Raw genomic sequence first — 22,832 nt, 5'->3', positions numbered from 1 at the left:
TTGGACTCGAGATCTTCTTCCTTTCCCTGCTGAGCATTGCGGGACTGGGCATGGCCGGCTTTGCCGCACTTGTCGTCACCCGCCTCTTCAAGGGCCAGAAGTAATTTAGAAACGCAGTAGGAAGCACACGCGTCATGCCAATTGAGATACCCACAGACTTGACCCCCGAGCTCGTACCACTTTCCTGGCTCCTCGGAACCTGGGAAGGCAACGGCCGCCTCGGCGAGGGGGAAGACGACGACGAGTTCTTCTGGCAGACCGTGAACTTCACCCAGAACGGCTTGCCGTTCCTGGAATACCGATCCGAATCGTGGGTCACCGACGAGCAGGGCAACAAGTTGCGCCCCTTGTCGGTCGAAACGGGATTCTGGTCGTTGGAGCGCCCCATGGTGGACGGCGATCTTGGTCCGGGCATGATTCCGGGCGACATTGTTCCGACCCTGCGATCGGCCGAAGACGTTGAAGCCTTGCGGACCGAAGACAACGGGTTCAAGATCCAGGCCAACATCGCGCACCCCGGGGCGATCTCCGAACTTTATTACGGCGTCATCAAGGGCCCGCAGATCCAGCTGGCCACCGACTTGGTGATGCGCGGTTCCAACGCCAAGGAATACGCCTCGGCCACCCGCATCTACGGGTTGGTCAACGGCGATCTATACTGGCGCTGGGATGTATCCACCGGCGGCAACGAACTGAAGGCCCACGCCTCAGCCGCACTCAAGAAACAGGCATAAACCATGGCGCTCTCGCCGTTGCTGTCACGACCGGCCGCAGTGGCCGGGTCCGGTGTCGATGAGGGCGTGGCCGCCCACTACGGGGAACTGAGCGCCGAACAACGCAGGCTGCTCGCGGGAACCGCAGTGGCCGACATGTCCCACTTCGACGTGGTGACGCTCGCCGGGGAAGACCGGTTGAGCTGGCTCAACACGCTCTCCAGCCAGATGCTGCTGGAGCTGCGCCCCGGCCAAAGCACCCAGACGCTGCTGCTGACGATCCAAGGCCGCGTCGAATTCGACATCCGCATCCTGGCGGACGAGGACAAGCTGTGGCTGCTGGTCGAGCCCGGCCAGGGCGCACCGCTTGCCGCGTGGCTTGACCGCATGCGCTTCATGCTGCGCGTCGAGGTCAAGGACGTCAGCGCCGACTTCGGCCTCGTCGGGGCCTGCACGCCGCAGCCCGCGCTGGAGGCCTACCCCTGCTGGGTCGATTCCTGGCCTGAGATCTCCCCGGGCGGCTACGCCTACTCGGCGGGGGAGCACCCGGGCGCCGAACGCCCGTGGCGCGAGTACATCCTCCCGCTCGGCGAGCTCGAGTCCGCCGTGGCCGACCTTCCGCTGGCCGGCATGATGGCCGTGGAGGCGCTGCGCATCGCCGCCTGGCGTCCGCGCTTCGGCTTCGAAACCGACGAGAAGACCATTCCCCACGAGCTGGACCTGGTCCGCACCGCCGTGCACCTGAACAAGGGCTGCTACAAGGGCCAGGAAACCATCGCGCGCGTCCACAATATCGGGCACCCGCCGCGCCGCATCGTGTTCCTGCACCTCGACGGTTCCATGCACACCCTGCCGGCAGTCGGCTCCGAGGTCCGCCTGGGCGAGAAGACGATCGGCAAGCTCACCTCGGTGGCCACCCACTTCGAGGCGGGCCCGATCGCGCTGGCCCTGATCAAGCGCAATATCGATCCCGACGCCGCGCTGCAGGTCGTCGACGGGGACGAGGCCTACGCGGCCTCGCAGGAAACCATCGTGACAACCGATGCCGGGCAGACCGCCGGGCGCTTCACCGGATTCCTGCGCCAGCCGCACTAGTCACGCTCGAAGCGCCAGGTGCGCTGCGACCGCGGGCCGACGTCCGGGTGGCTCCGCGGGCCGGCGTCCTCAGAGTCCGTTGTGCAGCCGCACGCTCAGCAGGGAGCCCACAAGCTCGAACCCCAGGGACGTCGCAAGCGCGCTTGCGGCGTCCTGTCCGTCCTTGATGCGCGCCTGCGGAATCAACCCCTCGCTCAGTGCGTCGTCGACGGCCAGGGCCGCCGCATACTTGCCCAGGCCGTAGCCGCGCATCGCCGGGTAGGTGAGCACCGTGGTGTCGGCCAACAGGCCGCCCGGGGCCCAATAGCTGGCCGCGGCCACGGGTTCTTCGTGGGCCTCGGAAAACAACACGAAGCACCGGTCGCAGCCCTGCAGGGTGGTGGTCGATGCGTCGTCGTGCGGGCTGCGTTCCAGCAGCCGCGCAAGGTCGGTCCTGGTGCCGGAGACCGAAACGTGTTCGGAGCCGACGATCTCGAACGGGGCATCGACATAGGTCAGCGCATCGACTCCCAGCGAGCGCACCGAGGGGGCCAGCCCGCTGCCGTGCAGCAGCGAAACCAGCGCCCGGTCGTCCATGAAGTGTTCGTCCGGAGCGGTGCGCAGCAGCGGCAGCAGTTCCCCGGGGGCGCGCACCACCTGGTGGTCGCCCAGGTGCAGGACCTGCACCATGTCGGTGCCGACCGCCGGGACAAAGAGGCGCACCGGGGTCCTGTCGGGCTGCAAGGCGGAGTCATCGACGCCGAAGTCGCGTGCCCACGCAAGGGCGATGATGGCGCGGGTGCCGAATTCAAGATTCACGTTTAGAGCCTAGTGCAGGGCATCGGTTTTTGGTGCCCGGCGCCGCGCGGAAACACGCGTCGCCGGGCGCACGGAGGTGGCGGATCAGCCGAAAAGGATCCGGGCCTCGTCGTAGCGTTCCTGCGGAACGCGCTTGAGGTTGTTCAGCGCGGCCTGGAACGGCACCCGGTTGATCTTGGTGCCGCGCAACGCGACCATCGAGCCCCAGGCGGCGTCGTGCACCGAATCGACGGCCGCCATGCCCATCCGGGTGGCGAGCACGCGGTCGAACGCGCTGGGAACCCCGCCGCGCTGGATGTGACCGAGCACCGTCGCGCGGGTCTCGATCCCGGTGGCGGCCTCGATGAACGGGGCCAGCTGCTCGCCGATGCCGCCCAGGCGCGGACGGCCGAACGCGTCGAGCCCGCGGTCGGAGAACGCCGCGTCGGCCCCCTCCGGCACAAATCCCTCGGCGACGACGACCAGCGGCGCGCGCCCGCGGTCGTGCGCCTCGCGCACCCAGGCGTAGATCTGTTCCATGGTGGTGGACTGCTCGGGGATCAGGATGGCGTGGGCGCCGGTGGCCATACCCGCGTGCATCGCGATCCAGCCCACGTGGCGGCCCATGACCTCGGCGATCATGCAGCGGTGGTGGGACTCGCCGGTGGTGCGCAGGCGGTCGATGGCCTCGACGGCGATCTGGTTGGCGGTGTCGAAGCCGAACGTGTAGTCGGTGGCGTCGAGGTCGTTGTCGATGGTCTTGGGCACGCCGACGATCTTCAGGCCGGCGTCGCTCAGCCGCTGGGCCCCGGCCAGGGTGCCTTCTCCGCCGATGGCGATGATCGCGTCGACGCCGATGCGCTTGAGCGTGGCCTTGATGTTGTCCGGGCCTCCGTTCTCGCCATCGAACGCGTTGGTGCGCGAGGTGCCGATGATGGTGCCGCCCTGCTTGGAGATGCCGCGGACCTTCTCGCGGGGAAGCTCGATGAAGTCGCCGTCCTTCACCCCGCGCCAGCCGTCGCGGAAGCCGACGAACTCGTGGCCGTAGCTCTTGATGCCGTTCAGGACGGCGCCGCGGATGACCGCGTTCAGTCCCGGGCAGTCTCCGCCGCTGGTCAGGATCCCGATGCGCATGCAAACTCAATTCTTAGTCGGTGCTCGTTGCCCGACCGCAAACGGCCGGGAATGTGGTTGGAGCGCGACGCTGAGCTCGACAGTGAACAGTCTAGCCAAGCGATGGGTGTGATGGCCAACACGTGGCCGCAGTGCTACGCGGCAACGCCGGATGCGGTGACAGCACAAATGCCGGTGTTCCCCCCGTGCGCCGAAGCTGACGGGGGAACACCGGCATGAAGTCCGCGTGGGGGCGGGGCCCCGGAGGGATCCGCTCGCCGCGGGCCTACTTGTTGAAGGAGCGGATGATCTTCTGCAGTGCGATCGTGTCATCCTGGGCCGGGATCAACAGCCAGGCCACCAGGTAGAGCGGAATGCCCAGGACCGGCAGCAGGAAGCTGAGCAGCAGACCGATGCGCACCAGCGTGACGTCCCAGCCGAACTTGTCGGCGATGCCGCCGGCAACACCTGCAACCAGGCGCTTGGGGCCGCGGCGGAGGGGGATGGAGCGGAGCGAGTTGAAGAAGGAGTCCATGTCGGCAAGTCTTTCATGTTGTGGGCCCGAATGGGGGCCGCGGCGTGGATGAAACGGTGGCGCTGGGTGAATTGGCGGAAACCGGCTAGCGGGTGCGGCGTGCCGCGACGATCCCGGAGATGACCAGGATCAACCCCGCGCCGCCGAGCAGCCCAATGAACAGCAGCGGTCCGTTGAGCTGGATTCCGAAGAGCAGCCCGGCGAGCAGGAGCGCGCCGACCACCAGCAGGATCAGTCCGAAGACCAGGGTTCCGGTGGGGAACTTCGGCTGGGCCTCGACCCCGGCCTCGTGCTGCGGGAATTGCTGGCTCATGGTGCCACCTCTGCTTTCTGGACGCTGACCTCGACGCTGTTGAAGGCGCCGTCAAGCTCGATTCGTAGGGTTGGGCCCGTCGCCGCGGGGTTGAGCCTGGTGCTGCCGCCGGTGCTGGTGGTGTCCGCCCCGTTGACGCTCAGCGAGGTGAAGGCGCCGCTGAACTCGAGGACGACGGGAATGTTGTCCGGCACGATCAACTTCACCGAGGAGAAGACGTTGTCGATCGACACTTCGGTGTCCTGGGTGATCGTCGAGTAGTGGCGCAGGTCCATCTCCCCGGAGTGGAAGACGTTGGTGCTGCCACCCTCGTCGGTGGTGCTGATGCCGCTGCTGAACATGTTGACCTCGGCCATGCGCAGGGCGCCGCCGCTCCAAATGAGCGAGCACACCAGGGCGGCGATGCCGAAGCCGACCAGGGCCCCGCCGGTGCGCTGGTTCAGTGCCGCGCCGATCATGCCCAGGGCTATGACAACGAGGGCCGCGGCGAAGCCGATGGCCACGGGGCTGGTGGGCAAGGCCAGCCAGCCGAGTTCGTTCAGCCCGACGACCAAGGCGAAGACCAGCACCGCCAGGCCGAGCACGATGGTCGCGGCGTAGCCGGGAATGGCGCGCAGGCGCGGGACCTTGGGTGCGCGCGGCGCCGGAGGGGTGTACGCGGGCGGGACGTAGGGAGGCGGTGTGAACCCGCCGCCGGCCGCGTGCCCGGTTCCTGGCCACGCCGGGTCCAGCGGCGGCAGCGCCGCATCGATCCGGGGGTTCTCGGAGGGAGTGGCTGCTGCGAAGGGCATGGTTCGCTCCTGGTCCAAGGGCTGGAACCTTGTGGTTGGGGTGTCTGGGGAACCTCCGGTGGTTTCGTCCGGGGTCTTCTCGATGGGCGTTGCCTCAACACCGTCCGCGGCACTTGAAGCATTGGCGGGCTTCACATCGAGCGGGACCGTGAGGTTCGAGTTCGAGCCCGCCTCCGAAGCAGCGCCGCTGCCGGTTGCATCGGTGGCAATGGACTCGTCCCGCGTATTTACGTCGGGTGCGCCGGCGGAGGCTTGCGTCCCCCCGTCGGGACCGGGCTGGGGAGCGAAGGCGCCGAACGTCGAAGGCGTGCCCGGGGTACCGGGAGCATCCGACCAGTTCGGATCGCCGGCGGCAGGGTACTGCGTTGCCCATGGGCCGGCCGCGGGTGCGCCCGCGCCGTTGGCGGCCTGCCTGCGATCGTCAAAGCGGCCGCGGCGGGAGAAGATGACGAATAGGATTGCGGCGATCACCGCGAAGGTCCAGAATCCGCCGTCCCACCAGCTGAAGAACCAAGGGAAGCCGATGGCGCCGAAGACGAAGAAGACCAGCGCCCCGGTCATTCCGCTGTTCCAACGCCCGGCAATTGCCTGTTGGGCGTGGATGCTGCCGTCAGGTCCGGGCAACAGCGCCCAGGCAAGCCCGTAGACCAACAGCCCCAAGCCCGCCAGGCAGGAGAGTGCAACAAAGATGCCGCGGACCAGGATGGGGGCCAGACCAAAGCGTTCGGCCAGACCGGATGCCACGCCGCCGATCCAGTGATCGGTGCCTCGGCGCACCTCCAATTCCCGGACCCAACGGAAAAAACCGTGTTCGACTGGTGTTTCATTCATGGAAACAATCCTTCCGTGCCCGGGGTTTGCGCGCTATGAGGGTCACCCCTGATTGAACCCTGAAGATACCCCGGAAGCGGCCGGGGAATCCTCGCCACCGGCCCCGGACGTGCTTGTATTGAGGCATGAACACAACGCTCGAACGCCCCGAACTGGTCCGCGGCCAACCCCGCGTGCTGGCCGGGGTGTGTTCCGGCCTGGCGGCGCACCTGGGAGTCCAGGTGCGCTGGATCCGCATCGGCTTCGTGCTGGCCACCGGCCTGGCCGGAGCAGGCATCATCCTCTACGCCTGGTTGTGGATTTTCCTGCCCAGCGCCACCGACGTCCGGCGCGAGGCCGAACGTCGCGAAGGAACCCGCAGGTTCGGCCTGGCCGAGGAAATGAACAGGAAGCTGCTTCCGGACATCGATGACCCGGCCAGCGAGCAGCGGCAGCACTCGATGCGGCAGGTCCTCATCGGCGCCGGATTGCTGGTTGTCGCCGGGCTGGTCTCCGCACAGATGCTCGGGGCCGAACTGCGCCTCGACAAGCTCTGGCCCATTGTGGTGGTGCTTGCCGGCGCCATCATGGCCTGGCTGCAATTGGACGACGAGGGCCGCGCGGGATTGCGCCGGAGCACCGGGACGCTGAGCACGGGTGCCCTCATCCGGCTCATCGTCGGCGTGGCCTTGGTGGTCACCGGTTTGCTGCTTTTCCTCAGCGGCATCGTCGGCCTGCGCGAGCTGCTCTCCGGGCTGGCCGTTGCGGTCGCGGTGGTCGCGGGCCTGGCCCTGGTGCTGCTCCCGTGGGGGCTGCGCTTCTGGCGCGATTACGTCTCCGAACGCTCCAACCGGGTGCGCGCCGCCGAACGCGCGGACATCGCCGCGCACTTGCACGACTCGGTGCTGCAGACCCTCGCACTGATCCAAAAGCGCTCCCACGACCCCGCGCAGGTGCTGACCCTGGCCCGGGCCCAGGAACGCGAATTGCGCCAGTGGCTCTACAACACCCAGGAGCCGGAGGAAGGTGAAATCACCGAGGCCATCCGCCGGGAAGCGGCCGAAGTCGAGGAACTCTACCTGGTCTCCATCAACGTGGTTGCCGTCGGCGAATGCAGCGGCCTGGACGGGCATGACGCGCTGCTTCAGGCAACGCGCGAGGCCATGACCAATGCCGCCAAGCACGCGGGCGGAACCATCTCCGTCTACGTGGAGGCCGGCCCCGGCCGGGCGGAGGTCTTTGTGCGCGACCGCGGGGACGGGTTCGAGGTGGACAACGTTTCCGACGACCGCCACGGCGTGCGTGAATCGATTATCGGGCGCATGGAGCGCAATGGCGGGAGCGCCAGCATCCGCAGCACCGAAGACGGCACCGAAGTACACCTGACGATGAATGAAGAGACCAAGGACGACGATGACTGACCAGGCATTCACACCCATTGACGTGGTGGTGGTCGACGACCACGCCATCTTCCGTTCGGGCCTCAAGGCGGACCTTGACGACCGCATCCGCGTGGTCGCCGAGGCGGCCACCGTCGAGGAGGCCATTGCCGCCGTGCGCCATCACGCGCCGTCGGTGGTGCTGCTGGACGTGCACCTGCCGGGCGGCCGCGGCGGGGGAGGCGCCGAGGTGCTGGCAGGCTGCGCCGACTTGTTCTCCAGCGTGAAGTTCCTGGCCCTGAGCGTTTCCGACGCCGCCGAGGACGTCGTCACGGTCATCCGCGCCGGCGCGCGCGGTTATGTCACCAAGTCGATCTCCGGGAAGGAAATCTCCGACGCCGTGGAGCGTGTCGCCGGAGGGGACGCCGTTTTTTCGCCGCGGCTTGCGGGCTTCGTGCTTGACGCGTTCGGCACCCAGGCCGCCATCAGCGCCGACGAGGAACTGGACCTGCTCAGTGCCCGCGAACTCGAGGTGATGCGGCTGATCGCCCGCGGCTACAGCTACAAGGAGGTGGCCAAGGACCTGTTCATCTCCGTCAAGACGGTCGAGACCCACGTCTCGAGCGTGCTGCGCAAGCTGCAGCTCTCCAACCGCCACGAGCTGACCCGCTGGGCGGTGGACCGGCGGATCCTCTAGCCTCTAGGCCGGCCTGATCTGGCCCGACCGCACATGCCCGGGATGCAACAGTGGCCGGCAACCTCCGCGAGGAGTTTGCCGGCCACTGCCGTTGGTCGATGAGCTACTTACTTGGCTTCGCCCAGCAGCGCGGCCATGCGGCCGACACCCTCCGCCAGGTCCGCGTCGCCCAGGGCGTAGGACATGCGGATGTAGCCCGACGGACCGAAAGCCTCGCCCGGAACCACTGCAACCTCCGCCTGCTCAAGGATCAGCGCGGCAAGCTCGGCCGAGGTGGCCGGGACAACGCCGCGGATCTCGCGGCCCAGCAGGCCGCGGACATCGGAGTACGCGTAGAACGCGCCCTCCGGGGTCGGGCAGTGCACGCCGTCGATGGCGTTCAATGCCGAGACCATGGCCTTGCGACGGCGGTCGAAGGCGGTGCGCATTTCCGCCACGGCATCCAGCGGACCGGATACGGCCGCAAGAGCTGCCATCTGCGAGACGTTGGCGACGTTGGAGGTCGCGTGGGACTGCAGGTTGGTTGCAGCCTTGATGACGTCCAGGGGGCCCGCCATCCATCCCACGCGCCAGCCGGTCATGGCGTAGGTCTTGGCGACACCGTTGAGGATGATGACCTTGTCGCCCAGCTCCGGGGCTGCGGTGGCGATCGACGTGAAGACCGCGTCGTCGTAGGTGAGGTGTTCGTAGATTTCGTCGGTGATGACCCACAGGTCCTTGGAAGCGGCCCAGCGACCGATCTCGGCCACCTGCTCCGGGGCGTAGACCGCACCGGTGGGGTTGGACGGCGAAACAAAGAGCAGCACCTTGGTCTTGGGCGTAACAGCTGCTTCCAGCTGCTCGATGGTGACCTTGTAGCCCTGTTCGGGGCCGGCGAAGACCTCAACGGGAACGCCGCCCGCCAGGCGGATGGCCTCCGGGTAGGTGGTCCAGTACGGTGCCGGAAGGATGACTTCGTCTCCCGGATCCAGCAGCGTCGCAAACGCGTTGTACACGGCCTGCTTGCCGCCGTTGGTGACCAAGACCTGGGAAGCCTCCAGCTTGTAGCCGGAGTCGCGCATGGTCTTCTCGGCGATGGCCGCACGGAGTTCCGGCAGGCCCGCGGCGGGGGAGTAGCGGTGGTACTGGGGATTGCGTGCCGCTGCAATTGCTGCTTCAACGATGTAATCGGGGGTGGCGAAGTCCGGTTCGCCTGCGCCGAAGCCAATGACCGGGCGTCCGGCGGCCTTCAGGGCCTTGGCCTTTGCGTCTACGGCCAGTGTTGCGGATTCTGCGATGGACCCGATACGTCGGGAAATGCGTGACATGTCGTCGCTTCCTGGAAGGGGAGGTGGTTTGGGGGTGTGTGATTTCAGCTTAGTGCGCCAAGGCCTGATGGAACGACTAAATCAACCAATACGACACGCGGTTTTACCCGGCGATGCATGCCCGTCGCCAGTGCTGGAGGTTACTCGTTGGGCAGCCGGCCATAGCGCTTGAGGTGCAGATCGTCCTTTTCCTGCTCATCCAGGTCGATTTCGTGAGCCTGTGCACGGACCTGGTGCCACTGGAAGTACGCGGCCACGCACAGGAAGACTGGAACCGTGATGACAAACGGCAGGTACATGGCCCCTGTGTAGTTGATCAGGTGGAACTGCGCCCCGGCCGCCAGCACCAGCAGGCTGGTGCCGACCCACATGAGCAGGTTCTGGCCCAGTCTCATCGACCACATGACCAGCCCGGCGCCCAGGTACCAGCTGACGGGAATCGCCGAAGCAACCTCCACGAACCATGCGGGGAATGCCACCAAGAACATGACGAAGCAGGCGCCGGAAAGTTCCTTCTGCGTCCGCAACGCAACCCACACGCCCGTGGCGATGAGCAGGGGAATCGATGCGGCCATGAACTGGATGGCCCAAAAGCTCCCGGGCCCTGCAAGGTGCGCAATGCCGAAAATCGCATCGAGGATCGAGCCGCCGGCAAACACCAGGAGGATCAACGCACTGGCGCGCTCGAAGCGAATGGACCCTGTTTTGGAAGTACGCATGCCCAACAACCTAACAGGGAGGCCCGAAAACCCTTGAAAACACGGGGAAGTGGTGCTCAGTTCGACAATCGACCCATTCCATGCGTAAACTTGATCCTCGGTGTTGGAAAACATCTAGATCACTCAAGTCGCAAGCGGCTTGGGTGGCCGAACGAGTTCTGAACTCGAAGGGTAGTGGCGCAATTGGTAGCGCAGCGGTCTCCAAAACCGCAGGTTGCAGGTTCGAGTCCTGTCTGCCCTGCGCAGTAGCAATCATTCTGGATTGCTCGGCGAAATTCACGTCACGGTGTGTCGTGGTCGATAAGACTGCGGCACACCGTGATTGTTTCAATTGGCATAATCTGAAACGAGGAACCGGTGACTGAAACGACTGCGAGCGATTCGCACGGCGCAGGGCGCAACAAGAAGCCGGCCAAGGCGGGTTTCTTCGCCGGAATTGCACTGTTCTTCCGCCAGATGATTTCTGAGCTGAAGAAAGTCGTTACGCCGACTCGCAGCGAACTGGTGAACTACACGCTAGTGGTCATCGGCTTCGTCGTGTTGATGATGGTCATCATTTCCGCCCTGGACTTCATGTTCGGCAACGGATCTATTTGGATCTTCACCAACCCGGCCGAAAAGTAAGCCGGGACGATTCGCCCCATATTTCTGGTGAACCAGTAACAGAAAGCAGGAACCGCAGTGTCCGATCAGGAACTCGAACCGCAGGCCATCGAAGAACTTGAGGGCCAGGCAGCAGAGGTCGATACCGAAGAGGTGTCGACCGATTCCGTCGTTTCCGAGGACGCCGAGCAGGCTCCTGAAGATGCAGCAGCCGAGGAAACCCCGGCCGTTGATCCCATCGAAGAATTCCGCACCAAGCTGCGTCGTCAGCCCGGTGACTGGTACGTCATCCACTCCTACGCAGGTTACGAAAACCGCGTCAAGGTGAACCTCGAAACCCGCATCCAGACCCTGGGCATGGAAGAATTCATTTATGAAATCCAGGTCCCGATGGAAGAGGTCGTGGAGATCAAGAACACCACGCGCAAGATCGTGCGTCGCGTTCGCATCCCCGGCTACGTTCTGGTCCGCATGGAACTGACCGACGCTTCTTGGGGTGCCGTTCGTCACACCCCCGGCGTCACCGGCTTCGTTGGCAACGCCCACAACCCGGATCCGCTGCGCCTCGAGGAAGTCTTCTCGATGCTCGAGCACACGATCGTCAGCGAAGAAGAAGCGGCCAACATGAAGCCGGGCCGCGCACCGATCACCGAGGTCACCGTTGACTTCGAGGTCGGCGAATCGGTTATCGTCAACGACGGTCCGTTCGAGACCCTGCCGGCAACGATCAGCGAGATCAAGCTGGAATCCTCCACCCTCGTGGTGCTGGTTTCGATCTTCGAGCGCGAAACCCCGGTCACCCTGTCGTTCAGCCAGGTCACCAAAATCCAGTAACATATAGTCTTCGTGCCTTTCCCGGTTTGCTTTACCGGGAAATCGGCATGACTCGGCCGCCGCGCCACGGCGGTCAACCCCCCGAGGCACGCTCCTGTGCAACGGGGCAACGCAAAAGAAGAAGGACCCGACATGGCCCCCAAGAAAAAGGTCACCGGACTCATCAAGCTGCAGATCCAGGCAGGCGCCGCCAACCCGGCACCTCCGATCGGCCCGGCGCTTGGTCAGCACGGCGTCAACATCATGGAATTCTGCAAGGCTTACAACGCAGCGACCGAGTCGCAGCGCGGTAACGTGATTCCGGTTGAAATTACTGTCTACGAAGACCGTTCCTTCACCTTCATCACCAAGACTCCTCCGGCAGCCGAGCTCATCAAGAAGGCTGCAGGCGTTGCCAAGGGTTCCGCAACCCCGCACACCGTCAAGGTTGCAAACCTGACCCAGGCTCAGGTTGAAGAGATCGCCACTGCAAAGATGGAAGACCTCAACGCCAACGACATCAAGGCTGCTGCCCTGATCATCGCCGGCACCGCCCGCTCCATGGGCATCACCGTAGCTGGCTAATTAGCCCCCGCTACACCCCGCGCGCCCGGTTCAACCGGAAACGCACCCCCATAACAAACAAGACGACCGGGACATTTTCACCGTAGGTGGACACCCGATCGCAAGTGGCAGGGTCGCGCGCGACCCATACATGACCACGACTGCATAAGGAGAAAAAGCAGATGGCAAAGCGCAGCAAAGCATACGTAGCCGCCGCGGCTAAGATCGAAGCCGACAAGGTTTACGCACCGACCGAGGCAATCGCCCTGGCCAAGGAAATCGCTTCGTCGAAGGCCGACGAAACCGTTGAGGTTGCTTTCCGCTTGGGCGTTGACCCTCGCAAGGCTGACCAGATGGTCCGCGGCACCGTTATCCTGCCGCACGGCACCGGTAAGACCGCCCGCGTCCTCGTTTTCGCAAACGGCGACAAGGCTGAAGCTGCAATCGCAGCCGGCGCCGACTTCGTTGGCTCGGACGACCTGATCGCCAAGATCGCTGGCGGCTGGACCGACTTCGACGCAGCAGTTGCAACCCCTGACCTCATGGGCAAGGTTGGCCGTTTGGGTAAGGTCTTGGGTCCTCGTAACCTGATGCCGAACCCGAAGACCGGCACCGTCACCATGGACGTCGCCAAGGCCGTCAACGACATCAAGGGTGGCAAGATCGACTTCCGCGTCGACAAGCACTCGAACCTGCACTTCATCATCGGCAAGGTTTCCTTCGATGCTCAGAAGCTGGCCGAGAACTACGCAGCAGCACTGGACGAGGTTCTTCGTTTGAAGCCTTCCTCCTCCAAGGGCCGCTACATCACCAAGGCAACCGTTGCAACCACCTTCGGTCCCGGCATCGCCGTTGACTCGAACGTGACCCGCGTGGTTACCGAAGCCTAAATAGCGCTTCCACTTCACCGCAGGCCCGAATCCCCTCTGCAGGGGTTTCGGGCCTGCGGTTTTTTGTGCCCCGGAACCAACTTGAGTTGGTGCGGGGAAACTTGCGGTACCCCAACATCCAGATTCCCGGGTTCCGCTGGACCGCATCGCCGGGGAAGGCCACAGCTTGGCTGTCCGCCAGCGGGTGCCGGCAGAGCCGAATGCGAGTCTCGGGGGTCTCCACGGTGGCCCCCATGTCCGGGTCCTCACTATGGCCCGCGCTGGTGCGTTACACCTTCGCGGGAGGCATGTTGCTGGCGGTGTGCACTGGAAATGAATGCCAAGACGGGGGCAGTGCCGCGCCCGGCGAGATTTCCTCCACTTCAGGGAGCGAGGCCCGCTATCAGCCGGCCTCGGCAAGGGAGAATTTGTGCACAGCGTGAGGGAGCGGGCGGCAAAATCGCCGCAACGACGCTCGCGAACACCTACAAGAAGTTCGGCCCCGGCCGGAATCGACGAGGTGCTGGCAATGGGACTTGGAGAGTCTGCCGATGCCGCCACTCCGGTGCCGCGTACGAGGTTCTACATCGGGTGGCTCCAAACAAATTTGTTGGAACCGGAGGTGATGTCCACGATGGTCGAGACGGCCTTGTTCAGCAGGCTTGAGTCGCCGGCCGGCGAACCGATCGTTGAGAGGTTCATCTCCAAAGCTCACGATGCGTTTCAACTTCCCTTGACCATGCGATGCCGTTCCTGCATTCGGCAGTGTCCGGGGGAATTGTCGGTTTCTATGCACGTCGCCACGCCAATCTTCATGACATCTGCGACTAGCAGCCCACCGCTGCGGGAAACGCCACAACGAGTCTGTGCCTATTGCGGTCGTTGCCTGAACCCATGTTGGGCATCACTGCGGCTTCGCATTGGAATTGTCGCTGTTCCTTGAAATTAGCACTGCGGTCTTGCCAAATAGACCCCGCAGAGAAATCCCGGATAGTCTGTTCCAATGCTTGACGACTCACGGTCGGCTGAACGATTTGGTGGTTCAAATCCTCGCATAAGGGAATCAAATGGAGCAATCTTGTGAGATTTTGGGCACGTGGCCCCGCGGGACGCGAAATCCTCGCCTTTCAATTGTTGACTAGGGAAATTGTTACTACAAAGGAGGATCTGCCTAGTCTCTTTGTGTGTGGTCCAGGCCATAATTTGTCTATTTTGGACACCGTAACATCTTGTGTCCGAAGGCATTGCTGATACGCTTATTGCGTTGCAACCTGGTTGTGACCGGTGATCTGATCACCAGTGTTTTTGACGGAGACCCCAAGCCCCGTCCTAAACATTTAGCGCGGCAATGCGTTCCCCCAAGTTGCATTGCCGCTTCCGCAGGACCCCGCTTCCGTTATCCCCCAAGTTACGGAACCGGGGTTCTGCTCTTTTAAGATCCGGATGTATGGCGGCCTCGGCTCAGGGGGGCCAAGCCCGTGAATCCTGGGCGAGGTCATCGCTTCCTCCGGGGATAGCGTGCCCCTCTTCCGGTTTGCGGGTTGTGGGCCGCGGCGAGGTTGAAGGGGGAGTGTTCCGTCGATTTGGTTCTTGCGTCGCGGCGCTGTTAGGCTTGGAACTACCGAAGACCGTCGGTCGAGATTAGCTGCTTATGTAGTGAGGCTCCGAAAGTCCCACAAAGGACGACCTGCGCAGGTGAACGAAGTGAATTTTTCGCATATTTTAGTGCGTTCTTTCCGCCCCGTGCATCCTGCATGGGGCGTTTTTTATGCCAGTACTCCTGGCCGGGTCAGATCGACTGGTATCAGATCTATACCCCGGAAGGAGTGTTATGGCAACGCCGACTAAGGTTTCCGCAGTTGAGGAAATCACCGCCGACTTCAAGGAGTCGACCGCCGCTGTCCTGACCGAATACCGTGGGCTTACTGTTGCGCAGCTCAAGCAGCTTCGCCGCTCACTTGGTCAGGAGACCAAGTACGCGGTTGTGAAGAACACCTTGACTGGTATCGCAGCAAAGGAAGCCGGCATCGATGCATTCGAAGGCCAGCTTGCTGGCCCGACTGCAATCGCCTTTATCAAGGGTGATGCAATCGCTGCCGCTAAGAGCCTCACGGATTTTGCCAAGGACAACAAGCAGCTCATCATCAAGACCGGTGTCTTCGAGGGCAAGGCCCTCGACGCAGCCGGAGTTGCCGCACTGGCAGCCCTTGAATCGCGTGAGTTCCAGCTGGCACGTGTTGCCGGTGTGCTGCAGGCTCCGGCTTCCGCCGCAGTCCGCACCATCGAAGCATTGCGCGCAAAGCTCGAAGAAGCAAACGGTGGCGCTGCTGAAGCACCCGCCGAGGTTGAGGCACCCGCTGCCGAAGCCGCCACCGAAGAAGCCTAAGCTTTCTTCAACCCCTCACTCAAGTAACTTGCGGCGCGTATGCGCCGCCGACGGAAAGGCTGCCCACCATGGCTAAGCTGTCCACCGAAGAGCTCTTGGAAGCCTTCAAGGAAATGACCATCATCGAGCTCTCCGAGTTCGTAAAGACCTTCGAAGAGACCTTCGACGTCTCCGCTGCTGCTGTTGCAGTTGCTGGCCCGGCTGCCGGTGCCGCTGAGGCCGAAGAGCAGACCGAATTCGACGTTATCCTCGAGTCGGCTGGCGACAAGAAGATTGCAGTCATCAAGGAAGTACGTGCAATCACTTCCCTGGGTCTGAAGGAAGCCAAGGAGGTCGTTGACTCGGCTCCGAAGGCCGTCCTCGAAGGCGCAACCAAGGAAGCTGCTGAGAAGGCAAAGGAAGCCCTCGAGGCTGCCGGCGCAACCGTTACTGTCAAGTAACTCTTCGCACCTTTCACTGCGGGCCCGCGGAACCGATTGGTTTCGCGGGCCCGCAGTTTTTTAATCGGATTTGCCGTTTTCCTGTGCTTTCGCCAAACCCGGCAGAGTGAGAAAGCACCCACTCTCGGATCGCATGCGACGAACTTTGCTACCGTTGATAACGAAAAGACAACGCAAATCAAGTAAAGGTGGGGTATGGCTTTGCCGGAATCCGGAACTGCGCTCATTGACGTCCCGCGCCAAAACAGCGTCTTGACGCAAGCAGTGCGCCAGACACCACGTGCGCCGAGACTGGCATTGCTGGACGGCCTTCGATTCCTTGCCGCGGTCCTGGTCCTGCTCTATCACTACACCGCATGGCACCATGAATTTTGGGGAACCCCCATGGCCAAGGACGCATGGCCTGAGCTTTCAAAGTTCACCCTCTACGGCAACATGGGTGTGCAGCTCTTCTTCATCATCTCTGGATTCGTCATCTTGCTTTCGGCCTACGGGAAGAGCGCGAGTAGGTTCGTTGGTTCACGGGTGGGTAGGCTGTACCCGGCATATTGGGTGGCAGTGCTCGCCACCGGGTTCCTGGTGATCGTCATGTGGCCGAAGCTGGGCGAGGGCCGAGGCATCAAGGAACTTCTGGCGAACCTCACCATGTTCCACCCGTTGATGGGCATGCGGCACATCGACGGCGTTTACTGGACCCTTTGGATCGAGCTGCGTTTCTACCTGGTCATCCTGGTGTTGATCATGCTGCGTCTGCTGACCATTCGCGGGGTCACCATCTTTGCCGTGGCTTGGCCGCTGCTGGGGCTTGGCGCCCAACTCATGGGAAATGAAAACGCCACCTACTTGTTGATGGCCGAATACGCGCCGCTCTTTGCCGGCGGCATGATGCTGTTCATGATCTACCGCTTCGGCCACAGCGTGCAACGCTGGGGCATACTGCTTCTCAACGTCGTGCTCTCCGCGTATTTCACGGGGTTGAAGGCGCCGGTGGAGGCCCTGGATTTGGTCGGCTATGAGGTCGCCCCATGGACCTACTGGCTGATCGTCGCAGGGTTGTTCGCGGCCGTTGCGGCGCTGAGCCTGACGCCGCTGCGCAACGTCCAGTGGAAATTCCTGGCGCTGGCCGGGGCACTGACCTACCCGGTGTACCTCTTGCACCAGGTGTGGGGCTGGTGGCTGATCGACCAGCTGAACCCCACGCTGGGTAAGTACCTGACGCTCCCGATCGTCATGGGCATCGTGTTCACGGCCGCGTACCTGGTGCACCGCTTCGTCGAACGCCCGTTGGCCAAGCCGCTGGCAACAGGCACGACAAAGGGCCTGGAATTCCTCGGGGCGCGGGGAAAGAAGCTGCTTAGCCCGGTGCTTCAGCGTCGCTGATGTCCGCGACCGTTGCGTTGAGCGCTGAAATCAGTTCCGCGGAGTCGACGAAGGCTGAATGGCCGTGGGCGCCGGCGCCCAGGCAGATCCTGCCGGCAACAACGCTTGAATCCACGTAGACCGGCCACGGAGTTGTCGCGCCCAGGGGAGTGATGGTGCCACGCTCGTAGCCGGTTGCGGCGAAGGCCACCTCCGGGCGCGGCAAGGACAGCTTGTTGACCCCCAGCAGGGCACGCAGCTTGGGCCACGAAATGGTCCGGTCTCCGGGGATAAGCGCGAAAAAGAATGAACCGTCCTTGTGCTTCACCACGAGCGACTTGACGACTTCGTGGACCCCCAGGCCCATGAGCCCGGCTGCCTCGATCAGGCTGCCGGCCGGTTGCCGGGTAACCACGTCAACGTGCAGCCCGCGGTTGCGGGCATCGCGTTGCATGCGTTCCAGGCCGTCGGCCGGCAGCTGATCCGTCATCATTATGCTTCGCGCACCAGCAGCAGGGCATCGCCCTGGCCGCCGCCGCCGCACAGGCTGACGGCCGCCTTGCCGGATCCGCGGCGCTTCAGTTCAAGGGCGGCGCTCAGGGCCAGACGTGCGCCGGAAGCGCCGATCGGGTGGCCCAGTGCGATCGCACCGCCGTGGATGTTCGTCTTTTCCAGCGGGTAGCCAAGATCCTTGAGCGACTGGCAGGCAACGGCGCCGAAGGCCTCGTTGATCTCGATGAAGTCAAGATCCGAGGTCTCCCAGCCCTGGGTCTTCAAGGCCGCGGCAATGGCATGGGATGGCTGCGAATGCAGGGAATTGTCGGGACCGGCAACCTGCCCGGCGGCGCCAACTGTGGCCAGGATTTCAAGGTTGTGCGCGGTGGCGTACTCGCGCGAGGTGACGACGACTGCTGCGGCGCCGTCGGAGAGCGGCGAGGAGTTGCCGGCGGTGATGGTGCCGTCCTTGGCGAAGGCCGGGCGCAGGCCGGCAAGGGTCTCAACTGTGGTTGTCGGCCGGATGCCCTCGTCGGTGGCGACAACAAGTGGATCGCCCTTGCGCTGCGGGATGCTGATCGCCACGATTTCCTCGCTAAAGATCCCGGCCTCAACGGCTGCCGCTGCTCGCTGGTGCGACGCAGCAGCAACCTCGTCCTGCTCGGTGCGCGTCAGGCGGAGCACGGTGTTGTTGGCTTCGGTGCTGCTTCCCATGGAATTTCCGTCGAAGGCGTCGGTCAGGCCGTCGTGGGCCACCGAGTCGATTGCGGTGATGTTTCCGTAGGTCCAGCCCTGGCGCGACCCCGGAAGCAGGTGCGGGGTATTGGACATGGACTCCTGCCCGCCGGCCACGACCACGTCGGCATCGCCCACGCGGATCAGGCGGGCGGCATCGGTGATGGCAGAGAGGCCCGAGAGGCACACCTTGTTGACAGTGATGGCGTTGACGTTCCAGCCGATTCCGGCGGCGATGGCGCTCTGGCGGGCGGGGTTCTGGCCGCAACCTGCCTGGACCACATGTCCCATGATTACTGCCTGGACGTCCTCGGCGGGAACGGCAGAACGCTCCAGCGCCCCGCGGATGGCTGCGGCACCAAGCTCAACGGCGCTCAGCGTTGAAAGCTGACCATTCAAGCGGCCAAACGGAGTGCGGGCGCCGGAGACTATGACCGCGTCACGGTGTGAAGACATGATCGAACTCTCGCTTTCGGTAAAACACGGTGAATGTTTACTTCTAGGCTAGCGCGCTGTGGTTTACGCCACAGAATTCTCGGCAAATCGTGACCCATCTCTCAGGTTGACTGGCGATTTCCGGGTCGGGTTTGCGAGTTCAATGGTGGACATGGTAAGCCGCATGGTGTAACGTGGAGATTTGCGTCTTCTCTTTTCATCTCCGGCCTTCATATAGCGGTGGGCCTGCTCAACGGTGCTGTTACGAGTGAAACTCGGGCAGAGAGACGGCGTCGGAAACCTGACGGTCTGTGGAAGGATCCATCTTGGTCGCCTCGAGCACCTCTAACAACCAAACCGCTAGTTCGGCCCGCAGCGCGGAATATGCTGGCCGACTTTCTTTTGCAAAGATTCACGAACCACTTGATGTTCCTAATCTTTTGGCACTTCAGACCGAGAGCTTTGACTGGCTCGTCGGCAACGAGCGCTGGAAGAACCGTCTGGCATACGCCCAGACCATTGGTGACACCAGTGTAGCCACGACTTCGGGTCTGGCCGAGATCTTCGAAGAGATCTCCCCGATTGAAGACTTCCAGGAGACCATGTCCCTGAGCTTCTCGGAGCCTGAGTTCGCTGATCCGAAGTACACCATGGCCGAGTGCAAGGACCGCGACGCAACGTACGCGGCGCCTTTGTACGTTAAGGCCGAGTTCATGAACAACAACACGGGCGAAATCAAGCAGCAGACCGTGTTCATGGGCGATTTCCCGCTGATGACCGACAAGGGTACCTTCATCATCAACGGCACCGAGCGTGTCGTGGTATCCCAGCTCGTTCGTTCCCCGGGCGCCTACTTTGAGCGCACCCCGGACAAGACCAGCGACAAGGACATCTTCACCGCGAAGATCATCCCGTCGCGTGGTGCTTGGTTCGAACTGGAAATCGACAAGCGCGACCAGGTCGGCGTTCGCCTCGACCGCAAGCGCAAGCAGTCGGTCACCGTTCTGCTGAAGGCCCTCGGCTGGACCGAAGGCCGCATCCTGGAAGAGTTCGGACAGTACGACTCGATCCGAGCCACCCTGGAGAAGGACACCACCGATACCCAGGAAGAAGCCCTCCTGGATATCTACCGCAAGCTTCGCCCAGGCGAACCGCCGACGGTCGATGCTGCACAGGCGTTGCTCAAGAACCTCTACTTCGAGGCCAAGCGCTACGACCTGGCAAAGGTTGGTCGTTACAAGATCAACCGCAAGCTCGGTGTTGAAACCCCGCTGGATTCGCCGAACGCCTCGGTCCTGAACATCGACGACATCGTCGCGATGATCAAGTTCCTTGTCGCTCTGCACGCCGGCGAGAAGACCACCCCGGGCATGCGCGACGGCAAGCCCGTCGACCTGACCGTGAGCATCGATGACATCGACCACTTCGGCAACCGTCGCATCCGCGCCGTTGGCGAATTGATCGAGAACCAGGTCCGCACGGGCCTGTCCCGCATGGAGCGCGTCGTTCGCGAACGCATGACCACGCAGGACGTCGAAGCAATCACCCCGCAGACGCTGATCAACATCCGCCCGGTTGTTGCAGCGATCAAGGAGTTCTTCGGAACCTCCCAGCTCTCGCAGTTCATGGACCAGAACAACCCGCTGGCCGGTCTGACGCACAAGCGTCGTCTTTCCGCGCTGGGCCCGGGCGGTCTCTCCCGTGACCGTGCAGGCATGGAAGTTCGAGACGTTCACCCGTCCCACTACGGACGTATGTGCCCGATCGAAACCCCTGAAGGCCCGAACATTGGTCTGATCGGCTCGTTGGCTACCTACGGCCGCATCAACGCCTTCGGCTTCATCGAAACCCCGTACCGCAAGGTCGTAGACGGCCGCCTCACCGGCGAGATCGACTACCTGACCGCGGATGAGGAACTCGAAAACTTCATCGCACAGGCCAATGCGCCGCTGGATGCAGACAACCGCTTCATTGAAGACGGCGTCCTGGTCCGCGAACGCGGCGGTGGCGGCGAGCCCGTCATCGTGGAACCGTCCGAAGTTGAATACATGGACGTTTCCCCGCGCCAGATGGTGTCCGTGGCAACCGCCCTGATTCCGTTCCTCGAGCACGACGATGCCAACCGCGCCCTCATGGGTGCGAACATGCAGCGTCAGGCTGTGCCGCTGCTTGCCTCCGAGTCCCCGCTCGTGGGTACCGGCATGGAGAAGTTCGCCGCAGTTGACGCCGGCGACTCGGTCATCGCAACCACCGGAGGCGTTGTCTCCGAGGTTTCGGCCGACCTTGTCACTGTCATGAACGACGACGGGACCGAAGCCGCCTACCCGATCATGAAGTTTGCTCGCTCCAACCAGGGCAACGCATACAACCAGCGCGTGATGGTTTCCGAAGGCGATCGTGTTGACTACAACTCGATCATCGCCGACGGCCCGTCCACCGACAAGGGCGAGCTCGCCCTGGGCAAGAACCTGCTGGTTGCCTTCATGTCCTGGGAAGGTCACAACTTCGAGGATGCGATCATCCTCTCCCAGCGCATGGTCTCCGACGACGTGCTCACCTCGATCCACATCGAAGAGCACGAAGTTGACGCCCGCGACACCAAGCTTGGTGCCGAAGAGGTTACCCGCGACATCCCGAACGTGTCCGAAGAGATCCTGGCGCAGCTCGACGAGCGCGGCATCATCCACATCGGTGCCGAGGTTGAAGCAGGCGACATCCTGGTTGGCCGTGTCACCCCGAAGGGTGAAACCGAGCTGACCCCGGAAGAGCGCCTGTTGCGCGCCATCTTCGGTGAGAAGTCCCGCGAAGTTCGCGATACTTCCCTGAAGGTTCCGCACGGCGAGTCCGGCGTGGTCATCGGTGTCCGCATCTTCGACCGCGACAACGACGACGACCTGCCCCCGGGCGTGAACCAGCTGGTTCGCGTCTACGTGGCACAGAAGCGCAAGATCACCAACGGTGACAAGCTTGCAGGCCGCCACGGTAACAAGGGCGTCATCTCCAAGATCCTTCCGATCGAAGACATGCCGTTCCTTGAAGACGGAACCCCGGTTGACGTCGTCCTGAACCCCTTGGGTGTTCCGGGTCGAATGAACGTCGGCCAGGTCCTGGAAATCCACCTCGCGTGGGCCGCCAAGCAGGGCTGGAAGATCGAGGGCGAGCCGGAGTGGGTCAAGAACCTGCCGGACCTCCCGCGTGAAGTCGGCTCCAGCAAGGTTTCCACCCCGGTCTTCGACGGCGCCACGGAAAACGAAATCCGCGGCATCCTCGACCACACCAATGTGACCCGCGACGGCAAGCGCCTGATCGGCAACTCCGGCAAGGCCCGTCTGTTCGACGGCCGCTCCGGCGAGCCGTTCCCGGATCCGGTTTCCGTTGGCTACATGTACATCTTGAAGCTTCACCACCTGGTGGACGACAAGATCCACGCACGTTCCACCGGTCCGTACTCCATGATCACCCAGCAGCCGTTGGGTGGTAAGGCACAGTTCGGTGGCCAGCGCTTCGGTGAAATGGAAGTGTGGGCCCTGGAGGCCTACGGTGCCGCATACACCCTGCAGGAACTGCTGACGATCAAGTCCGATGATATTCACGGTCGCGTGAAGGTCTACGAGGCAATCGTCAAGGGCGAGAACATCCCGGAACCAGGTGTCCCGGAATCGTTCAAGGTCCTGATCAAGGAAATGCAGTCGTTGTGCTTGAACGTCGAGGTCCTCGGAACCGACGGCAACACCATCGAAATGCGAGACTCGGATGAAGAAGTCTTCCGGGCCGCGGAAGAACTCGGTATCGACCTTTCCCGGTCGGAGCCGAACTCCGTCGAAGAAGTTTAGTTCCAACTCGTGCCCTGTGGTCGGGGGAGCGGTGCCGGTGGCAACACCAGC

21 protein-coding genes and 1 tRNA gene are annotated in these 22,832 nt (G+C 63.2%); 13 read left to right on the top strand and 9 right to left on the bottom strand.

All coding sequences use genetic code 11. From position 1 onward, the window contains the following. Positions 1–134: 134 nt before the first annotated feature. Positions 135–734 carry an FABP family protein gene (locus tag ACFY5D_RS06310; protein WP_387526518.1) on the top strand — a complete coding sequence of 200 codons (600 nt, stop codon included), beginning with the start codon at positions 135–137 and terminating at the stop codon, positions 732–734. Between the two features lie 3 nt (positions 735–737). Next, positions 738–1,808: a YgfZ/GcvT domain-containing protein gene (locus ACFY5D_RS06305; RefSeq protein ID WP_387526515.1), complete on the top strand. Its 1,071-nt coding sequence runs from the start codon at positions 738–740 to the stop codon at positions 1,806–1,808. A gap of 69 nt (positions 1,809–1,877) precedes the next feature. Here the strand turns inward: ACFY5D_RS06305 and ACFY5D_RS06300 are convergent, their stop codons facing one another. The 5 genes from ACFY5D_RS06300 to ACFY5D_RS06280 form a co-directional block, all read right to left on the bottom strand. Beyond that, a complete protein-coding gene (locus tag ACFY5D_RS06300; protein WP_387526512.1) occupies positions 1,878–2,606 on the bottom strand; it encodes a GNAT family N-acetyltransferase in 729 nt (242 codons plus the stop codon). Between the two features lie 84 nt (positions 2,607–2,690). Further along, positions 2,691–3,719 (bottom strand): 6-phosphofructokinase, encoded by a 1,029-nt coding sequence (locus ACFY5D_RS06295; RefSeq protein WP_387526509.1) that lies wholly within the window; start codon positions 3,717–3,719, stop codon positions 2,691–2,693. 265 nt (positions 3,720–3,984) lie between these two features. Further along, complete coding sequence (locus ACFY5D_RS06290; protein ID WP_387526507.1) at positions 3,985–4,233, bottom strand: PspC domain-containing protein; 249 nt, start codon at positions 4,231–4,233, stop codon at positions 3,985–3,987. 85 nt (positions 4,234–4,318) lie between these two features. Further along, positions 4,319–4,546 (bottom strand): hypothetical protein, encoded by a 228-nt coding sequence (locus ACFY5D_RS06285; protein WP_387526504.1) that lies wholly within the window; start codon positions 4,544–4,546, stop codon positions 4,319–4,321. Further along, on the bottom strand, positions 4,543–6,168 hold the full coding sequence (locus tag ACFY5D_RS06280; RefSeq protein WP_387526501.1) for a PspC domain-containing protein: 1,626 nt from the start codon (positions 6,166–6,168) through the stop codon (positions 4,543–4,545). The genes ACFY5D_RS06285 and ACFY5D_RS06280 overlap by 4 nt, the downstream gene beginning before the upstream one ends. A 125-nt stretch (positions 6,169–6,293) precedes the next feature. On the opposite strand from ACFY5D_RS06280, the gene ACFY5D_RS06275 reads away from it, so the two are divergent. Together ACFY5D_RS06275 and ACFY5D_RS06270 are read left to right on the top strand one after the other, a co-directional pair. Next, a complete protein-coding gene (locus ACFY5D_RS06275; protein ID WP_387526498.1) occupies positions 6,294–7,568 on the top strand; it encodes a PspC domain-containing protein in 1,275 nt (424 codons plus the stop codon). Then, on the top strand, positions 7,561–8,223 hold the full coding sequence (locus tag ACFY5D_RS06270; protein WP_387526495.1) for a LuxR C-terminal-related transcriptional regulator: 663 nt from the start codon (positions 7,561–7,563) through the stop codon (positions 8,221–8,223). The genes ACFY5D_RS06275 and ACFY5D_RS06270 overlap by 8 nt, the downstream gene beginning before the upstream one ends. Positions 8,224–8,330: 107 nt before the next feature. Here the strand turns inward: ACFY5D_RS06270 and ACFY5D_RS06265 are convergent, their stop codons facing one another. Both ACFY5D_RS06265 and ACFY5D_RS06260 read right to left on the bottom strand, forming a co-directional pair. After that, positions 8,331–9,530, bottom strand: a complete 1,200-nt coding sequence (locus ACFY5D_RS06265) for a pyridoxal phosphate-dependent aminotransferase (RefSeq protein WP_387526492.1) — start codon at positions 9,528–9,530, stop codon at positions 8,331–8,333. Between the two features lie 140 nt (positions 9,531–9,670). Next, positions 9,671–10,249, bottom strand: a complete 579-nt coding sequence (locus tag ACFY5D_RS06260) for a hypothetical protein (protein WP_387526489.1) — start codon at positions 10,247–10,249, stop codon at positions 9,671–9,673. A gap of 168 nt (positions 10,250–10,417) precedes the next feature. Between ACFY5D_RS06260 and ACFY5D_RS06255 the strand changes: the two genes are divergently transcribed. From ACFY5D_RS06255 to ACFY5D_RS06220, 8 genes are all read left to right on the top strand, one after another. Continuing rightward, a tRNA-Trp gene (locus ACFY5D_RS06255) sits at positions 10,418–10,490 on the top strand. 116 nt (positions 10,491–10,606) lie between these two features. Then, positions 10,607–10,873: a preprotein translocase subunit SecE gene (gene secE, locus ACFY5D_RS06250; RefSeq protein ID WP_387526486.1), complete on the top strand. Its 267-nt coding sequence runs from the start codon at positions 10,607–10,609 to the stop codon at positions 10,871–10,873. Between the two features lie 57 nt (positions 10,874–10,930). Beyond that, positions 10,931–11,686 carry a transcription termination/antitermination protein NusG gene (gene nusG / locus ACFY5D_RS06245; protein WP_387526483.1) on the top strand — a complete coding sequence of 252 codons (756 nt, stop codon included), beginning with the start codon at positions 10,931–10,933 and terminating at the stop codon, positions 11,684–11,686. A gap of 132 nt (positions 11,687–11,818) precedes the next feature. Next, a complete protein-coding gene (gene rplK / locus ACFY5D_RS06240) occupies positions 11,819–12,250 on the top strand; it encodes a 50S ribosomal protein L11 (RefSeq protein ID WP_209998508.1) in 432 nt (143 codons plus the stop codon). Between the two features lie 161 nt (positions 12,251–12,411). After that, a complete protein-coding gene (gene rplA, locus ACFY5D_RS06235) occupies positions 12,412–13,119 on the top strand; it encodes a 50S ribosomal protein L1 (protein WP_387526480.1) in 708 nt (235 codons plus the stop codon). Between the two features lie 1,810 nt (positions 13,120–14,929). Next, positions 14,930–15,484, top strand: coding sequence for a 50S ribosomal protein L10 (gene rplJ / locus ACFY5D_RS06230; protein ID WP_387526477.1), 555 nt, complete (start codon positions 14,930–14,932; stop codon positions 15,482–15,484). A 68-nt stretch (positions 15,485–15,552) separates the two neighbouring features. Continuing rightward, positions 15,553–15,924: a 50S ribosomal protein L7/L12 gene (gene rplL, locus ACFY5D_RS06225; protein WP_387526474.1), complete on the top strand. Its 372-nt coding sequence runs from the start codon at positions 15,553–15,555 to the stop codon at positions 15,922–15,924. A 195-nt stretch (positions 15,925–16,119) separates the two neighbouring features. Beyond that, positions 16,120–17,304: an acyltransferase family protein gene (locus ACFY5D_RS06220; protein WP_387526472.1), complete on the top strand. Its 1,185-nt coding sequence runs from the start codon at positions 16,120–16,122 to the stop codon at positions 17,302–17,304. On the opposite strand, the gene ACFY5D_RS06215 is transcribed toward ACFY5D_RS06220, so the two are convergent. Next, the gene (locus ACFY5D_RS06215) at positions 17,279–17,773 is read right to left on the bottom strand and encodes an aminoacyl-tRNA deacylase (protein WP_387527599.1); all 495 of its coding nucleotides are present in this window, start codon (positions 17,771–17,773) and stop codon (positions 17,279–17,281) included. The genes ACFY5D_RS06220 and ACFY5D_RS06215 overlap by 26 nt on opposite strands. A gap of 2 nt (positions 17,774–17,775) precedes the next feature. Further along, positions 17,776–18,969 carry an acetyl-CoA C-acetyltransferase gene (locus tag ACFY5D_RS06210; RefSeq protein WP_387526469.1) on the bottom strand — a complete coding sequence of 398 codons (1,194 nt, stop codon included), beginning with the start codon at positions 18,967–18,969 and terminating at the stop codon, positions 17,776–17,778. Positions 18,970–19,274: 305 nt separating this feature from the next. Here ACFY5D_RS06210 and rpoB point away from each other — a divergent pair, with 305 nt between their 5' ends. Continuing rightward, entirely contained in the window at positions 19,275–22,781 is a 3,507-nt protein-coding gene (gene rpoB, locus ACFY5D_RS06205; RefSeq protein ID WP_387526466.1) for a DNA-directed RNA polymerase subunit beta, read from the top strand. The last annotated feature ends 51 nt before the right edge of the window (positions 22,782–22,832 follow it).

The organism is Paeniglutamicibacter sp. NPDC012692 (assembly GCF_042901625.1).
Classification (GTDB): domain Bacteria; phylum Actinomycetota; class Actinomycetes; order Actinomycetales; family Micrococcaceae; genus Paeniglutamicibacter.
The sequence above is the reverse complement of the archived record's forward strand: the minus strand, read 5'-3'. Positions and strand labels throughout refer to the sequence as shown.

Excerpts from the sequence above, each read along its gene's own strand:
- ACFY5D_RS06310 (WP_387526518.1), top strand. The coding sequence starts at position 135 with ATGCCAATTGAGATACCCACAGACTTGACCCCCGAGCTCGTACCACTT.
- ACFY5D_RS06305 (WP_387526515.1), top strand. The coding sequence starts at position 738 with ATGGCGCTCTCGCCGTTGCTGTCACGACCGGCCGCAGTGGCCGGGTCC.
- ACFY5D_RS06295 (WP_387526509.1), bottom strand. The coding sequence starts at position 3,719 with ATGCGCATCGGGATCCTGACCAGCGGCGGAGACTGCCCGGGACTGAAC.
- ACFY5D_RS06290 (WP_387526507.1), bottom strand. The coding sequence starts at position 4,233 with ATGGACTCCTTCTTCAACTCGCTCCGCTCCATCCCCCTCCGCCGCGGC.
- ACFY5D_RS06285 (WP_387526504.1), bottom strand. The coding sequence starts at position 4,546 with ATGAGCCAGCAATTCCCGCAGCACGAGGCCGGGGTCGAGGCCCAGCCG.
- ACFY5D_RS06280 (WP_387526501.1), bottom strand. The coding sequence starts at position 6,168 with ATGAATGAAACACCAGTCGAACACGGTTTTTTCCGTTGGGTCCGGGAA.
- ACFY5D_RS06275 (WP_387526498.1), top strand. The coding sequence starts at position 6,294 with ATGAACACAACGCTCGAACGCCCCGAACTGGTCCGCGGCCAACCCCGC.
- ACFY5D_RS06270 (WP_387526495.1), top strand. The coding sequence starts at position 7,561 with ATGACTGACCAGGCATTCACACCCATTGACGTGGTGGTGGTCGACGAC.
- ACFY5D_RS06265 (WP_387526492.1), bottom strand. The coding sequence starts at position 9,530 with ATGTCACGCATTTCCCGACGTATCGGGTCCATCGCAGAATCCGCAACA.
- ACFY5D_RS06260 (WP_387526489.1), bottom strand. The coding sequence starts at position 10,249 with ATGCGTACTTCCAAAACAGGGTCCATTCGCTTCGAGCGCGCCAGTGCG.
- rplK (WP_209998508.1), top strand. The coding sequence starts at position 11,819 with ATGGCCCCCAAGAAAAAGGTCACCGGACTCATCAAGCTGCAGATCCAG.
- rplA (WP_387526480.1), top strand. The coding sequence starts at position 12,412 with ATGGCAAAGCGCAGCAAAGCATACGTAGCCGCCGCGGCTAAGATCGAA.
- rplJ (WP_387526477.1), top strand. The coding sequence starts at position 14,930 with ATGGCAACGCCGACTAAGGTTTCCGCAGTTGAGGAAATCACCGCCGAC.
- rplL (WP_387526474.1), top strand. The coding sequence starts at position 15,553 with ATGGCTAAGCTGTCCACCGAAGAGCTCTTGGAAGCCTTCAAGGAAATG.
- ACFY5D_RS06220 (WP_387526472.1), top strand. The coding sequence starts at position 16,120 with ATGGCTTTGCCGGAATCCGGAACTGCGCTCATTGACGTCCCGCGCCAA.
- ACFY5D_RS06215 (WP_387527599.1), bottom strand. The coding sequence starts at position 17,773 with ATGACGGATCAGCTGCCGGCCGACGGCCTGGAACGCATGCAACGCGAT.
- ACFY5D_RS06210 (WP_387526469.1), bottom strand. The coding sequence starts at position 18,969 with ATGTCTTCACACCGTGACGCGGTCATAGTCTCCGGCGCCCGCACTCCG.